The organism is bacterium (Candidatus Blackallbacteria) CG13_big_fil_rev_8_21_14_2_50_49_14, assembly GCA_002783405.1.
Lineage (GTDB): Bacteria > Cyanobacteriota > Sericytochromatia > UBA7694 > UBA7694.
Map to the genome: position 1 here is coordinate 1 of PFGG01000083.1, position 15,453 is coordinate 15,453.

The following is a 15,453-nucleotide window of genomic DNA, read 5'->3' on the forward strand; positions in this document are numbered from 1 at the left end:
AAATCGTGCCATCGCGAACCACCTTTTTAATTCAATGGGATACTTATATTATATCGCTTTTTGAATCTATTACTAGTTTTTCTACAAACTCAACGATGCAGATATCTTGCGACCGAAGGGAGTCAAGATGATCTGCCTTGTTGGCTGTCTAGGTTTCATATTTAATCCTTAAATGATATATACATTAAACCTGTTGTGCTTCGATTTAAACTCTCAAAAAGTGGAGATCGACTACTATTTACATATAACTGATTTAAAAAATTGGAGCTCACTTTTTGGATGTCTTTAATTTTCATCCAAAATCCAAAATCCAAATCTGAGTTGCGATAATACTGTGGTATAAAAAGACTCTCAGGGGTTATTCGTTGATCTTCTTTAGATATTGCAATTATTTTTGCGCGATAAACAAAACTTTTTTGCTGAGATGTTTTAACTAAAAAAACAAGGTGTTCTTGTTTACTTTGTTCAATTGTGCTTATGTACTCTTGTTTTATTGAGTTACCAAACTTACCAAACCAGACGTAACCATTTTTTTTGGCAATTATTTGATGCTCTGTGATGGTATCTGAGTTTTTTTCTGTAAGTAAATTACGATTTCTATTTATATATTGCTCATTAAATCTAATCATTAAATGTGTGGGTTTTATAGCATTCTTATTGTTCATTTAACTAGACCTAATTCCAACAAGAATTTGGAGGGGAGATAAGATGAGCTGCATTGTTTGCTTAAAGTGAAAATGTTTATCATCCTAATAAGATGCCTTGCCGAAAGTTTATTCAATAACGAGCTTTTCTGTATTCTGAAGCTTTTCCATAATTACTTCTGGATTGTTCTTTGCCAGTCCAAGAACATAATTAGTAAATGGTCTAACCTTATTTAAGATGTAATCTTCAAGTCCATATTGTGTGACAAAATCAATGAAAAATTTACCTTTTATTTCCCCTTCTTGCAAATCACGTATTAATGAAACATGATTAACCTTTACAGGAGTAGGGTTTTCGTCTTGGGAGTTCACATAGAATAACTCACCAGAAGTTACTACAACTGGAAAGCCGAGCCAGATATGATTTTTTCTATTGTTGTATTCTCTTCTTGAGAGGGTAGCTTTAATTAAAGGATAAAAAATTTGATTATAGAACCCTTCATGAACAGCCTTAAGCCTTCCTTTTTCATCTATAATTTTGCAGAATTGAACAGATTTTTGATCAGTTGAGTAATAATAGTGTTTAGAAGCTAAATCAAGCCATTGAAAAGCCTTGTACACATTATAAATACTTCTACCTTCGTCATTTTCAATCGGCTTATTATACTCTTTAACTGGAAAAATGTATTCCTTGGGATAGGGATGGTAGTCTAAGTTATTTTTATTTCTTCCTATAAATACAAATGGACTGGATGAGTTTTTGCACTCGCAAATTATCTCCTCGCAAAAAGTAATAGCGTATTTTTCATGGCTTATCACTTCACCTTTAATTGCTTTAATATCATATTCTCTAGATTTCTTTTCATTGATATCTTCGAAAACAACATTAGTTTCAACTAAACTATATTCAAGGCTCTCTAATTGTGTTGCGATGTCTTGCTCCATCAAATAGCCAGAGCTTTTCAAAGCATCCATAATATCAGATTCTGAAATAACTTTAGGTTGTTTTGTCATTATTTAATCCTTCTATTGATTGAAATCATGATTTCTTTAAAACTTTCAATGCCAGCCTCAAGGTTTTCGATGATATCATTGGCCAAAATATCAGGATCAGGAAGATTCTCAAGATCGGTCAAAGACTTGTCTTTCAGCCAAGTGATATCAAGGCTGGTTTTGTCTCGGTTCAAGATGTCTTCATAGGTAAATTTGCGCCAGCGGCCTTCAGGATTGGTTTCCGGGTGATAAGTTTCAGCTCTTTTGCTGATATTTAAAGGACTGTAGCATTGAATAAAATCTTGCAGGTCTTCAAATTTCAAGGGGTTTTTCTTGAGGGTGAAATGCATATTGGTTCGGAAGTCATAGAACCAGATTTCTTTTGTCCAGGGTTCTTTAGCCGCTGGTTTGTTGTCAAAGAAAAGTACATTGGCTTTCACACCCTGCTTGTAAAAGATGCCTGTCGGCAAGCGCAGAATGGTATGAAGGTTCGTCGTCTCCAATATTTTCTTGCGAATTGTTTCACCTGCCCCACCTTCAAAAAGCACGTTATCAGGTAAAACCACAGCACCACGGCCATCAGATTTAAGCATGGTTCGGATATGCTGCATAAAATTCAATTGTTTGTTGCTGGTTGTCACCCAAAAGTCCTGACGGTTATAGGTTAGATCTTCGCTTTCCTGCTCGCCTTCATCATTGGTGAAGGTCATGCTGCTTTTTTTGCCAAAAGGAGGATTAGCCAAGACATAATCAACCCGTAAGCCGCTGTCGGCGATCAAAGCATCTGTGGGCATAATGAAATTATCGCTCTCAAAGTCTCCGATATTATGCAAGAAAAGGTTCATCAAGGCCATGCGGCGGGTGCCTGGGACAATTTCATTCCCGAAAAAGGTTTTGTGTTTTAAAAACTCTTTTTGCTCACGATCCAAGGTATAGTTTTGAGGGTTGGCAATAAAGTCATAAGCAGCTAAGAAGAAGCCACCCGTACCGCAGGCCGGATCAGCAATTGTTTTGTTCGGTTCTGGTCGAATACAAGCCACCATGGCTTTGATTAAGGCTCTGGGCGTGAAATACTGGCCTGCTCCGCTTTTGGTATCTTCGGCGTTTTTCTCTAATAAGCCTTCATAGATCTTGCCTTTGATATCAGCCCCCATTGTGCTCCATTGCTCTTTGTCGATCATGTCGATCAGCTTATAGAGCTTGGCAGGGTCTTGGATTTTGTTTTGGCTCTTTGTGAATATTTGCCCCAGCACCCCTGTTTTTTGCCCCAGTTCACGCAACAAGGTTGTGTAATGGATCTCTAATTCTGCCCCCCGTTTTTGAGTCAGGGATTCCCAGTTAAATTCAGGAGGAATGGGCAGTTTGCGATTATAGGGCGGCAAACTAAATTCATACGCCATTTTCAAGAAGAGTAAATAGGTTAGCTGCTCCAGGTAATCGCCATACCCAACCCCATCATCTCTTAAGGTGGTACAAAAGCTCCAGATTTTACTGATAATGCTTGATGTGTTGTTGCTCTCATTGCTCATTGGGACTCAAGTTCCTTTTTCATTTTAGCTGTTAAAAAATAGCCACCCGTCTGCGCTGCTTTACCTTTAAATTCGATGAGACCAGCTTCTTTGAGTTGTTGAAGATATCTTTCAATCCGTCTCGCTGAAAACCCTGTTTTGTGCTGATAGTCAGGGACTCTTTTTCCTTCATCTTGTGAAATCATGCTTAAAAGCTGGCTCAGATTTTTCTTAACCGCTTGAGTTGTTCCGTCAATAGCTCCGTCAATAGCTCCGTCAATAGCTCCGTCAATAGCTCCGTCAATTTCCTGTAAGACTGACTTATCTTGGTGATTGAAGAAGGTCAAAGTCACAGAGTGACTGTCTGTTTTCCATTCCGGTTTTGGTAATCCGGCTTCTTCGCAAGCCTCTAAAATTTTGAGTGTCCCTCTACCAATTTTTTCAATCAAGCCTCTTAAATAAAAAATATGTGCAATGTCTGGGTTAACAGGCTTTGAAAGGTGATCTTTCTTTAATTCTTGTATTGTTAAGTTTAATTTTCCTGAATTTGTAATTTCTAATCGATCAGGATAAATTAAAACAGAAACAGTTCCAGATAATTGGGAGTAATCCCGATGAATCAAGGCATTTAATATACCTTCACGTAAAGCTGAAATAGGATAAACGAGGTCATTTTTGCGTTGCCATGAATTAGGGCTAAAATAAGTAACAGATGAGACATGTTTGTTTAAAAAATTAATAATATACTCGATATTATTAAATAAATGATCTTCTAAAATTTGGTCGTCCAAAAACTGGTCTCCGGTTTTTCCTGTTTTTAAAACAGAGACTCTAATTCTTGTTTGTGGAATATATTTTGCAGGATTTTTGACAAATAAAACAACAGCAGCATTTGTAAAATCGCCATTTTGATACAAGCCATAATAACGCATAAAATCAAAAATATCCGTTTTGGGATCTTTTATTCTATTAATCTCCATGGCCTTATCAATGGTTTTTTGGATCTCAGGTTGGTCCAATTCATCCAGATCAACCCCTAAGACAGAACGCCTTTCCCAATGAACTTCCGTCAACTGTCGATTGTGAATAAGTTCTGAAATTTGACGGGACGAAGCTTGAACCGTTCTTTCACCGTGGCGGTAATAGATGCTGCCACCAAAGACATAAGGTTGTTTTGAACCTGGCCAGACTTTAATTAAGAGAAGTTCTTTTTTTTGATGGGTTTCAATCGAAACCATGACAGGTGCTTCTGGAGCAATTTCATTCAGCAGGTAATATTCAAGCTCTTGCTTCCATTTTTGAGCGTCTTGAATCCCAATCACTTTTTTATCATCAGAAACACCAATCAACAGATAACCTCCTTGTTGATTGAGAAACGAACAAATGACTTTTCCGACAATGTCTTTTCGAACGCTTTCTTTAAACTCAAGCTGTTCGTTCTCACCTTGTTTAAGCAAATCTTTGATCAATTGATTTGAGTTCATGGTGCTTGCACCCGCATTTGTTCTACAATTTCTTTGATTCTGACCTTATCCTTAAATTGAGTTTCAATACAGGTCAGAATATCAATCAATTTGAAATACTCATCCACCCAATGACCGACTCGCTCCTGAGGAGGGAGATTGTTTAAAATGGTGTCATTATAAAGTTGAATCACCCGAATATCATCCAGTACCGCGTTTTTGCGATATTGGAAGTCGGGATTGATTGTGCCACCTTGATTGAACATATATTGCTTGAGCAATTGACGAGCAACACTGATATCTCGATGGGCAATGAACCAACGTGGTTTTTTAAGTTCAATTGCTTTGCGCATTTCATAATGTGTAATGGAGCGTTCCCCATCAACAACAGCACCGTATTGTGGGCGAATAATACCAAAAAATAGATCACAGGCTTCGACTGCTTTTAAACAGTTTTCTTGATTCGATAAGCCTGGATGAACAGGAATGGTTCTTTTATAAGAATTTAAAACAGTGTAACCATATCCCTGAAAAGTGGCACAAATCTGCTCCAACTGGTCTTCAAAGCCATAGATGGTTGAAGCAATCATCACTTTTAATCTGGGTCGTCTGCTCATAGAGGAATCATAACTTTCTTAGCTCTCGAAGTCTTGGTTTTCTTGGCTGGTTGGTTCTGCTCCCGCTCCGCTTTGATGCGATCTAAAAGCACACTGGCAGGCTCATCATTGGGATCTTGGGGAACTAATTTACCTTCAAAAGCTTGCTTCAAGATACTTTGCCGTAATGCTTCGGCTTGTTTGAGGCTGTGTTCAATTGATTCTTCGATCTTGTCGCAGACAGAGAGGCGGGATTCTATTTCGGAGACGATGAGGTTTTGTTCGTCAATAGAATGAGGAACAGGAATAATAATCTCTTTTAAAACATTTGCTGGTATCTGAGGTTGAGCTGTTCCAGATTGTTTTTCTTTTAGCTGCTTATAAAAAATTGGTGACGTGATAAATTTCATCAAATATTTATTGTTCAATATGCTTTGGTTTTTAACTCTAAGAATCAACATCCCAGAATTAATTCTAACATCTTTGAATTTTATCCTCTCATCGTAGAGAGCTACATTTCCCAATGTTCCCCTTGTTGTTATCACAACATCATTTAAGTGAAGTTTTCCTCCTCGTAACTGATCATCTTTTTCTTTTGAAATAAAAATATTGTCTTCAAAAACAAATCTATCTTCGCGAACATTTTTTGTGGATAAGAATAAGCAATGGCCAGCATCTAAAAATTCATGTTTTTTAGGATAGTTTTTCCCTCTATCTCCGTCAATAGATTGAATTACTTCGCCTAACTTGAAGCTATGCCACTTTAAATCTTTATCTTTGAACTGAGTTAACAATCCTTCAAACGCCCATTTTAAAACCGCCTGCCGATACACCTTAAGCTGCTGCTGGGCTGTTTTTAGACTTTCAACGCCCTTGTCCAATTCGCTGAAAAGTTCTTCAAGTTTGGCGACAATGCGGTGTTGTTCCGAAAAAGGGGGAATAGGAATGTCTAGTTCTTCCAAATATTGCTTGGGAACTCGCCTTTGGCCGACAGCGCCCGTCATATTTTGAGCGGCATCTTGTCGAGTTTTCGATTGAACTAAATAATAGAATAAATAGGTATTCACAACTGACTTATAACACCTAAAAACGTGAAATTCAGTAGAGCCAAAAGCAATTCTGTTCTTTAGTGAATGAACAGTTGCTATTTTTCCGTTTTCCATACAAGGTGTGATTTTTGCAAAAATCACGTCCCCGTCAGTCATTGGAGTAAACCCTTTTTTCACTTCTGAATACTTTTTAGTTTCAGTTAAATGAATAACATTACTTTCTTCTTCAACTAACTTCATTGGCAAAAATGAAACTTCTAAGTTGTCATCAATTTCCTCAAAAGGCAATTTTTGATTGATTGCACTGATATGTTTAATTTTTGTGACTTCCCAGTTTGAGGGCATAACATTTTCAGACATTTTTAAGCAGCCAAAGCCTCATTTAATTCTTCAAGAATGCTGTTCATTTCATCTCCAAATAATTGCCACATTTTGCCCCGACCGCCCTGGGCATCAAAGGGAGTATAGTCCAAGTCATCAATATCGACATGAATAGAAGTAGCGATTTGTTCTTTGAGCATATAAAGCCACTCCATTTGTTCTTTGCTGAATTTCAGAATACCCGCTTGTTTCTTAAACAGCCATTGCTGAAAATTGCGATCCACCGTTTTATCGTATGCGGTTAAGGTCTCATCAATGCCTGCCAATTTGCGAATCAATGCTACCAAAGCTACTAACTCATTTTTTGGCTGACCGCTGACAGTTTCCAATTGCTCATAAGCTTTCCAGATATTGAGTGGGGCCAGAGTCGGTTTATCTTGAATGAGTTTTTCAGCGACTTCTTTGAGCATTTTGTAGGTCAAATCCCGCCTTTGATATGGTTGACCATAAAATATTTGAAGTGCTATAAGCTCGTCCTTTTTACCTTCTACCCACTCAGAAAAGGTTTTGATGGTTTCTTGCGCACGATCTTTATTGTCTTTGTCCCAGCCTGCATGAATCACTTCATCCGTATTGACTAGATCAATCTTTTGTTCATGAGATCGGCGCACGTTTTCAATATACAGGTTTAAGTCACCTGTAAAGACGTGAGCTGCTTCATTTTGCAAGGCTTCTATTTCTTCTTGAATGGCTGCTTGAATTACAGCCGGGGCTTGTCCTTGTTTTTGCTGTTTGATTTCCTGCTCAATGCTTTCCAGAACATCGGGGTTAAAGGCATTCAAAAGCCCTTTCACGACCTGAGAAATGCTTTGACCCTTGGCTTTTTCTTGAAAAGCTTCCTTTTCTTTGTCGGTCATTTGTTTATCCAGACGGGTTAGACGGTTCGCCAAGGAAGTAAATAGTTCTTCATCTCTGGCTCCAACCGCCACAGCCGCTAACAGTTCTTTGAGGGCAACACCAGGCTTTTTCTCCAGTGGGCGGCTATCTGTTTTTAAGCTTTGGGTGACGCCGATGGCATCCACAATCACAAAATGGTCTTTGGCAATTTTAGCTGAAGGAGACACTTTTTTCAGGTCATCAAAATGAATCACCCGTGTACCTCGGCCTTTCATTTGCTCAAAATAGTTGCGGCTTTTGACGTCACGCATAAAGAGCAAACATTCCAGTGCTTTAACATCGGTGCCAGTGGCAATCATATCCACTGTGACAGCTATCCGAGGATAATAGTCATTGCGAAACTGAGCTAAAACCGATTTGGGATCTTCGCTGGCCCGATAGGTGATTTTCTTGCAAAAGCGGTTTTCTTCATCAAACTCTTCACGCACGATTTGGATAATATCATCGGCATGGCTGTCTGTTTTAGCAAAGATCAGCGTTTTGGGGACTTCAAACTGACCTTGTGAATCCATGCGATCAGGAAACATCTCAGGCAAATGCTCTTTAAATGTGCGAATCACCGTTCGGATTTGACTGGGATTTACTATGTCCTTGTCTAATTGTTTGTTGGAATAACTTTCATCTTCATCTTGCATCGCATAGCGTTTTTTGCGGCTCAGGCGTTCCCGATGCTCAATGTATTCGCCTTTCCAAAGCGTTCCGCCCTTTTTACTAATTTTGGTTTCAATCAAATACACGTCATAGCCAACATTTACCCCATCCGCAACGGCCATTTCATGAGAATATTCCGACACCACATTTTGCTTAAAATAGGCAATGGTACGGGCGTCTGGTGTCGCAGTTAGCCCAACTTGAAAGGCATCAAAATAGTCCAGAACTTGCATCCACAGATTGTAGATGCTGCGGTGACACTCATCTATGACAATGAAATCAAAATATTCAATTGGCAATTTTTCATTGTATTCGACAGGGGGAACTTCTTTGGGCTGCCAACGCTCATTGGGGTTTTCTTCTTCCGCGCTTTCTTCTAGCTCTTGGCCTTTCAAAACTGCATAGAGCCGTTGAATGGTGCTGATATACACCTGATTGTCATCAGGAATATGCCGAGACTTTAAGCGATGAACCCCGTAAAGCTCTGTAAATTTGCGATTGTCGTCATTGGGCAAGAAGGCCATAAATTCTTGTTCCGCCTGCTCACCCAGGTTTTTTGTATCCACTAAAAACAAGATGCGTTTGGCATTGGTGAATTTGAGCAGACGATAAATAAAGGTAATAGCAGTAAAGGTTTTACCGGAGCCAGTGGCCATTTGAACCAAGGCTCTGGGTTTATTGTGTTTGAATGATTGTTCCAGATTTGAAATCGCGTTAATCTGGCACTCTCTTAAGCCTTCAGTGGGAAGGTTGCTCAGTTGCAATAAAGATGCCCGTAGGGATTCAGACTTTTTTAACCATTCTTGCAGGGTCTTCGGTTTGTGGAAGGTAAAGACATTGCGTGCTCTCGGTTTGGGATCTCTAAAGTCCGTAAAAGTGGTGACTTCTGCGGTACTAACGTAGACAAAGGGTAATTTTTGATTATTGAGGTACTTTAATTTAGCAGCCGCATAGTCTTCTGCTTGATCTTCATGTACTGAGAGTCTGTAACCTTCGTCTTTGGCTTTGGCTTCAATCACGCCGACTGGTTTTCCTGCCACAAAAAGCACATAATCGGCTGGCCCCACATCTGTTTGATATTCTCTAACAGCGACACCCAAACCAGCATTTATGTTTATATTCTTTTTATTTTGAATCAACCAGCCACAAGCAATTAATTGTTTATCAATCTCGTCTCTCGCTCGTTGTTCTGGATTTTGATTCATCATTTTTCCTTGATTTTTTCAGTCTAGAATTTTCATCTTCCAAATGTCTTGCGCCAGTCAAGACGATGTAAGAGTTGGCTGTGCAAGCCGAGACCTTTGATTTGTAAGCTTTATGCGCTTTTTTGAAAAGATCACTTGCCCAGTATACCATCTCCATGTATGATTAAGAAGTGTCTCAAAAGCGCATTCTGGTTAGGTTTTAACCTCGGCTTGTCCAGCCAACGCCGCACATGTGCTGCGAACGTAGTGAGTCAGTACGATGTGCATTGTTGCGCGGCATATATTAACATGCAATTTCTTTTTTCATCTGTTTAAACCTAAACATCACTTACATTTTATTAGAAATAGTTATACGTAAAAAAGATCTCTTCCTTATGATTAGGACAAATAAAAACTCTTCCAATTACGGATGCTGGAGAAAACTCTACATAAGCATAGGGATCAAGATGGTAAATATTAGTCATAGGTTGAGAGCATTCTTTACATTTTGCAATTTCATCAAAACCAGCTGATAGTGGCCATCCTCCAAGCTTATCACTTTCGTAAGGGATTTCAAAAAAAGTGTGAGCATGTTTCTCTACTTTTGTAAATAAGGAAGAAATTTGAGGCATAAAATTTGTGAGATACTCTTCATCGGGTAACTCTTCTCCACCATAGTTCCAACTTTTGATTTGAACTGGTGAAAATATTACATAATCAGAATTTTCACCATATTCAGGATACTCTACAATGTTTTCTAACTCTTCAACTGGGACATAAGTACAGAAGTAATTTGGTGAGTTAGCATTTTGCTTAGGATCAAACAATTCACAATCACCAGATTGATCTACACAATAATAAATTTTTAAAGCCCCCTCTCGTATAGTAAAATCGAAGTTTTCAGGTAACTCGCTCAAATTTAGCTGAAGTAGATGAGTCAGCGGGTGCTTACAATTTTTGCAACTAGGATAATTTTTGTTTTTTAAGTAGGATGCACCTCCATAATGACTGGATTGAAGCCAGTCATTAGTCAGCTCAGTTGAAACTTCAGGTAACCAAAACGGTCTGAGTAAATGCTGTTCGATAAGTTTATTTTGAACTATTTGAGTTGTTTGTAGATAGATTTCTGATTCTTCGACTTCGACATAACCATTGGAAATAGCTTCTTCAATCTTTTCTTTGTAAATACTGCTCGCACGTAGGTAATCCGCATCTAAATTTGGACTGCCATCTATACGTCCGAATCTATATCCAGCATCTATTTTTTCGACATTATTTAGAATTGATTCAGCAAGTCCAGAACGAATGATTAAATTTGGATTACTATATGAAATTTCTATTGCTTTTGAAGGAACAATGTTTGAATTCAAGAAATATCGACTACCAGCACGTAATTTTGTGTCAATATTATTTTCTATTTCATTTGATGACATCTGTAATTAATCCTTCTGTATAATTGGAAAATTCTTGTTAAGATTACTATTCTTTCTCCATACCACTTGCGCAGTCAAGTGAGTGAGTTAGTTGCGCGGCGCAGGGCCTAAAATCTAGTTTTTTCTTATGCGCCTTAAATTGATTCATAGTCTAATTTCTTGCCTCACCCGCAATATTTTTACAGCCTAAAACGCGCATTATAACTTGGTTTTAACCGCACAAGTCCGCCGCAACAAGTAATTATCCAGGGGCAGGATAATCCCATCACCACCCCCAGCCCCCTTCTCAACACAAATCCCCATCAGCTTTTCAGCCTTGCGGTATAACTCCACTCTGTCCCCCAAATCAGCGAAATTTAGCATTTTCCAAGCAAGCCCCCAAGGTCCATCTAACACGCCAAAAATCAACTTATCCTGTTTCCGTATAACTCCACAAATCGGAGAATTATACTTCTGAATGGATGATCCCCTGTGAATCTTTCTTCCGTATAACCCCACCCCAGGAAGAATTATCCACTCAAGTAATTTTCCTCTGAAGAATTCTTCGCTTTCTGGATAATTCCTCTTTTTGAAGGGTTATTCGCTTTCTGGATAACTCCGAAAACGGAGAATTCACCACCCATCAAAAAACATCTTTCAGTAAGAGAAGGTATTCAGATTAATGCAAGATCAAAACCACACCCATAGAATACAATTCAATCGAAAAAGAATCAAGATCCCATCAGTACCTCAAAAATTTGTCACATAAGTACAAATTTTTAACAAATAAATGAAATCTGTTAAATTGTATTTTAATTGTCATAATTCAATAGAAATCGCGTAAGGCAAAGCATTACTCTTGGAACATTGAATGCCTCAAAATCGAGAATTCATCGCTTTCTGGATAAGCCACAAAATCTGGAGTTATACAGAAGAAGCACTATTAAAGGTTAATAAATAACTAAAATAAACTTAATTATTGGTAAATTCAAGCAAGACAGATCTCCATCCTCAGGATAGAAAATTATCAGCGGAAAATAATTCCGCCTTATAAATCAAGTGTTAGAGAAAGAGAGTTTCAATTCCATGCGTCAATTTATTATGCTTTCACTCAGTTTTTCAATTCTGGCAGCTTGCCAAGGCCCCACACCTTTGGCGGTAGCCCCCCGCTCCCTTCAAGCAGCCAGCGTCAGCCGTGCTTCTGCTCCCCAGATTCAAAACCCCACCCAAGCCCTTCCCACCAATGCCAATCAGGCTGATGCGCTCTATGGTTTTCGCAAACCTGTGGGCACCATGAAAATTGAGCTCTATTCCTCCACACAGACAGTTGACCGAGAATCAGCCATGCTGCATATTAAAGAGTTCTTTCGCAAATATGTCGACCAGAACGATATCGTCAACTACCAAGTCGTAAACAAAGACGGTGTTCCAGATACCTTTTTTATCAATATCTTTGGCGGCAATAAAACCTTCGTGGTACAAAAATTGCTTCCCGATTTGAGATACTATCTGACTCAACGTACCCGCATTAGAAATCTCGACTATTACTCCAACTAGCTTCTAAATAAAAAGCCTGGCTTTTGCCAGGCTTTTTTCATGGGGAAAACGCTCGCTATTCAAAGCAGAGGCCCAACAGCTTCGGCTTAAAGCGCACCCGCTTTGCGCGCTTTTTTTTCAAGATCCCGGTTCTGACCCAATTCTTTAAAACTCAAGAGCTGTTTGCCCGGAAAAGCATTCACAAACACCATATGCACAGCCCCTGGCCAGGTCAGTATCCAGTTGCGGCCATCCTGACTGGCTTGGTAAAGCCCATTCTGGGCCTGAACCACCAATTCGTGGTTCATATGTTCAGACAGATAGCCAATCGCATCGTCTTTGGGAAAAGGGCGGCCTTCAGAAGCATAGTCGCGGTTCTGAGCAACCAACCAACGGTGAAGTTTCAAAAGATCTGAAAAAGCAGCAAGCCATGGGAAACGCCTGACCTCACGAAGGGGGACGCGCCAGGAGGAAGCAAAACGGGAATTGTTCACATTCAAAGTTCTGCCATTGACAAAAACCTGAGATATTTCTTCGTAGCGTGCAGAGATCGCCAGACTCTGCACCCAGACCGACATCGCTGCCAATCCGGTTTCAGAATGCAAATAGAGTTGAAAATACGTAGTCACATTGGCGGTGAAATTTTCTATCCGATAAGCCCCCTGCACCTCAAAGCCTTCAGCCTCGATTGCTTCTCGGCGGGAGTCGAGCCATTCCTGAATCTCAGGAGATTCCTGCTCTAAAAGGGGGGTGATCTGCACCCGTCGCGTCACCCAATGTTGGGCTTTGACAATCGGTATGCCCACCACCAGGGGCGCGAGCAGATAAACGGCAAGCATGCCGCCAAGTGTTTCAATCAAGGCCATGGCAATACCTCACTGCTTAAGTAAAATCTGTAATTGAGCACGGGCTTCAGTATGGCTGCCATCCAGTTCAAGCACGCGTTGTAGCGCTTGACGGGCCTGTGTTTTCTGCCCCTGGGCCTGATAAACCAAGCCCAGATTAAACCAGGCCTTGAGATAATCAGGTCGCAACTTAACTGCTTTTTCAAGTGCGCTCTGAGCTTCAGGCCATTTTTCTTCCTGCATGGCCAAAACAGCAAAATTATACTGCAAAGTGGGGTTTTCAGGGGCCAGCCGAAGACCTTCTGTCAGAAATCGCCGTGCGCCGCCATAATTGCCCAATTGAATCGCCGTCTGGCCCAAATCGTTGAGGATATTTACATTCTGCTCATCCTCGTTCCAGGCCTTGAGCAGATAAAACCAACGGTATTTGAGTTGTTTTTCTGGGTTTTGCATCGCTTGGGAATCAATTTTAAGATAATCGCTAAAGGCTTCCAAGGCCCCGGCATAGTTTTCTTCCGAGGCATAAATACCTGCCAGCACCTGATACGCTTCGCCATAATAGCTGGGGTCAGAGAGCAGTTCCTGGTAAATCGGGCGGGCTTCATTCAGCGCGTCCTGCATCAGATAGACCGTTCCCAGCATTTGCAGAATCATCGTCCGGCTGAGATTGCGGGGATTCTGGGGCCAATGCGCCAGGGCACGTTTTAAATATTCCTGAGATTTGGGCAGATACGCTTGCCCCAGGCCCAAATACATCAAACCACGTGAAAACTCAAGCCAGGTATCCCCGGGTCTGCGTGCTTCCAAACTTTGATAGAGCTTTTCTGAGGCTTCAAAATCCTGCATCCCAGACAGTATGTCGGCTTTCTCGACCAATAAATCGAAATCATCGGGGGAAATTTTCAAGGCCCGATCAATCACTTCAAGGGCTTTTTCATGCTGACCCAAGGCATTGTAAAACGAAGCGAGCCCATTTAAGACTTCGGGTGATTCGGCCCCCATCTGCTCAACCCGCTTGAGCAGCGTCAGGGCTTCATCATTGCGTTGCAGGCGTACCAAAACCCCCAATTTGGCCAGGGGCACAAAGGGGTTCTCGGGCAAATCGAGAGCGGCTTCATCAAGTAGTTTTTCAATCCAGCCAAAATCGGGTTGCATGCGAAAGGCTTCCTGCAGAATGCCAATGCTGGCCAGGTTGAATTTGAGCCAGGGGTCATCAAAATTGGCACCCAGACTTTTTAAGTCTGCGCGTAGGGCCTTGATATCTATATTCGCCTGTTGAATTCGGGTTTCGATATATGCTGACTGCGCCCCCGTATCGCGGGGATTGATCCGCATCGCTTTGGTGCTCAGCTCCAGCGCTCGGTCGCGGTTCCCCCGGCTTTGCTCTAACCGGGCCAGGGCACTCCAGGCCAAGGGCAATTCAGGATTCAGGGCCAGGGCCTGTTGGGCGTATTGCTCAGCCAAGGCTTCATCGCCAGGGCCTTTGACCTGAAATCCCTGGGCAGGCGGCAAAACCACCAATTGACGGCGTTTGGCCGCCAATTGAGAATAGGCATCGGCCAGACCGGCATAGGCCAAGGCATAATTCGGGTCGGCAGCCAGTGAAGCCTTAAACGAACGAATGGCTTCCTGCGGGGGCAGACCCATACGCTGTTTTTGCAAGCCCTCTAAATAAAAGCGATGGGCATCGGTGGAGGAAGTTTCAGCAAAGGTCTTTTCGAGTTTCTGCACATCCTGCTCAGAGGCTTTAACCGGCATTTGGGCAATCAGCTGCCGGGCCAGGTCTTTTTGCAGACGAAACAAATCCTGAAACGAGCCCTCGACCTGGGTGGCCCATTTGCGCTCGATCTTGCCGGTTTCAACGCGCACAAAGCGCACATTGGCCTGCAATTCTGTGCCCACTTTCTGAAACGAGCCCAGAATCACCACCTCAGCCCCCAATAATTTGCCCAGCATCGGCGCACTGCTTTCATCCACCAGGGCACTCTGGCCAAACTGCTGCTCTTTCATGACCTGGCCCAATTGCGAACGCTCAATCAGCTGCAGGCTCTCAACCTTGATCAGGCCCATGGTCAGGCTCTCTGAAAAACTATCCGAAAGCCAGGCATCGTCTTTGTTTGCGCTGATATTCTGAAAGGGCAGAATCACCACCCGCAGCGGGCTGGTCTGGCTCTTCTCGATTTGAGCCGCCTGGGCAGAAAGCGGCAGGGCCGCAAAATACGTCAGATTCAAAACCAGCCCCAAAAGCGGGCTGAGGAAGCCTTTAGACATGCTATTTACTCCTGTTGATCACC

At 41.4% G+C, this 15,453-nt stretch carries 12 protein-coding genes; 1 reads left to right on the forward strand and 11 read right to left on the reverse strand.

Going from position 1 to position 15,453, the window contains the following annotated elements; genetic code table 11:
* Nucleotides 1–161 precede the first annotated feature (161 nt).
* From COW20_24320 to COW20_24360, 9 genes are all read right to left on the reverse strand, one after another.
* Nucleotides 162–665: a hypothetical protein gene (locus tag COW20_24320; protein PIW44273.1), complete on the reverse strand. Its 504-nt coding sequence runs from the start codon at nt 663–665 to the stop codon at nt 162–164.
* Between the two features lie 108 nt (nt 666–773).
* A complete protein-coding gene (locus tag COW20_24325; GenBank protein PIW44274.1) occupies nt 774–1,658 on the reverse strand; it encodes a hypothetical protein in 885 nt (294 codons plus the stop codon).
* Entirely contained in the window at nt 1,658–3,166 is a 1,509-nt protein-coding gene (locus COW20_24330) for a DNA methyltransferase (GenBank protein ID PIW44275.1), read from the reverse strand. The genes COW20_24325 and COW20_24330 overlap by 1 nt, the downstream gene beginning before the upstream one ends.
* A complete protein-coding gene (locus COW20_24335; GenBank protein PIW44276.1) occupies nt 3,163–4,629 on the reverse strand; it encodes a transcriptional regulator in 1,467 nt (488 codons plus the stop codon). Before COW20_24335 ends, COW20_24330 begins: the two co-directional genes overlap by 4 nt.
* Nucleotides 4,626–5,225 (reverse strand): hypothetical protein, encoded by a 600-nt coding sequence (locus COW20_24340; protein ID PIW44277.1) that lies wholly within the window; start codon nt 5,223–5,225, stop codon nt 4,626–4,628. The genes COW20_24335 and COW20_24340 overlap by 4 nt, the downstream gene beginning before the upstream one ends.
* A complete protein-coding gene (locus tag COW20_24345) occupies nt 5,222–6,598 on the reverse strand; it encodes a hypothetical protein (protein PIW44328.1) in 1,377 nt (458 codons plus the stop codon). Before COW20_24345 ends, COW20_24340 begins: the two co-directional genes overlap by 4 nt.
* A 17-nt stretch (nt 6,599–6,615) precedes the next feature.
* Nucleotides 6,616–9,390, reverse strand: a complete 2,775-nt coding sequence (locus tag COW20_24350; protein ID PIW44278.1) for a restriction endonuclease subunit R — start codon at nt 9,388–9,390, stop codon at nt 6,616–6,618.
* A gap of 335 nt (nt 9,391–9,725) precedes the next feature.
* Entirely contained in the window at nt 9,726–10,799 is a 1,074-nt protein-coding gene (locus COW20_24355) for a hypothetical protein (protein ID PIW44279.1), read from the reverse strand.
* 198 nt (nt 10,800–10,997) lie between these two features.
* Nucleotides 10,998–11,297 carry a hypothetical protein gene (locus tag COW20_24360; protein PIW44280.1) on the reverse strand — a complete coding sequence of 100 codons (300 nt, stop codon included), beginning with the start codon at nt 11,295–11,297 and terminating at the stop codon, nt 10,998–11,000.
* Nucleotides 11,298–11,864: 567 nt separating this feature from the next.
* On the opposite strand from COW20_24360, the gene COW20_24365 reads away from it, so the two are divergent.
* Nucleotides 11,865–12,335 carry a hypothetical protein gene (locus tag COW20_24365; protein PIW44281.1) on the forward strand — a complete coding sequence of 157 codons (471 nt, stop codon included), beginning with the start codon at nt 11,865–11,867 and terminating at the stop codon, nt 12,333–12,335.
* Between the two features lie 86 nt (nt 12,336–12,421).
* Here COW20_24365 and COW20_24370 read toward each other — a convergent pair whose 3' ends face one another.
* Nucleotides 12,422–13,180: a hypothetical protein gene (locus COW20_24370; protein PIW44282.1), complete on the reverse strand. Its 759-nt coding sequence runs from the start codon at nt 13,178–13,180 to the stop codon at nt 12,422–12,424.
* 9 nt (nt 13,181–13,189) lie between these two features.
* Nucleotides 13,190–15,430: a hypothetical protein gene (locus COW20_24375; protein PIW44283.1), complete on the reverse strand. Its 2,241-nt coding sequence runs from the start codon at nt 15,428–15,430 to the stop codon at nt 13,190–13,192.
* Nucleotides 15,431–15,453 lie beyond the last annotated feature (23 nt).

Coding starts and splice junctions, on each gene's coding strand:
- COW20_24320 (PIW44273.1), bottom strand. CDS start 665: ATGAACAATAAGAATGCTATAAAACCCACACATTTAATGATTAGATTT.
- COW20_24325 (PIW44274.1), bottom strand. CDS start 1,658: ATGACAAAACAACCTAAAGTTATTTCAGAATCTGATATTATGGATGCT.
- COW20_24330 (PIW44275.1), bottom strand. CDS start 3,166: ATGAGCAATGAGAGCAACAACACATCAAGCATTATCAGTAAAATCTGG.
- COW20_24335 (PIW44276.1), bottom strand. CDS start 4,629: ATGAACTCAAATCAATTGATCAAAGATTTGCTTAAACAAGGTGAGAAC.
- COW20_24340 (PIW44277.1), bottom strand. CDS start 5,225: ATGAGCAGACGACCCAGATTAAAAGTGATGATTGCTTCAACCATCTAT.
- COW20_24345 (PIW44328.1), bottom strand. CDS start 6,598: ATGCCCTCAAACTGGGAAGTCACAAAAATTAAACATATCAGTGCAATC.
- COW20_24350 (PIW44278.1), bottom strand. CDS start 9,390: ATGATGAATCAAAATCCAGAACAACGAGCGAGAGACGAGATTGATAAA.
- COW20_24355 (PIW44279.1), bottom strand. CDS start 10,799: ATGTCATCAAATGAAATAGAAAATAATATTGACACAAAATTACGTGCT.
- COW20_24365 (PIW44281.1), top strand. CDS start 11,865: ATGCGTCAATTTATTATGCTTTCACTCAGTTTTTCAATTCTGGCAGCT.
- COW20_24370 (PIW44282.1), bottom strand. CDS start 13,180: ATGGCCTTGATTGAAACACTTGGCGGCATGCTTGCCGTTTATCTGCTC.
- COW20_24375 (PIW44283.1), bottom strand. CDS start 15,430: ATGTCTAAAGGCTTCCTCAGCCCGCTTTTGGGGCTGGTTTTGAATCTG.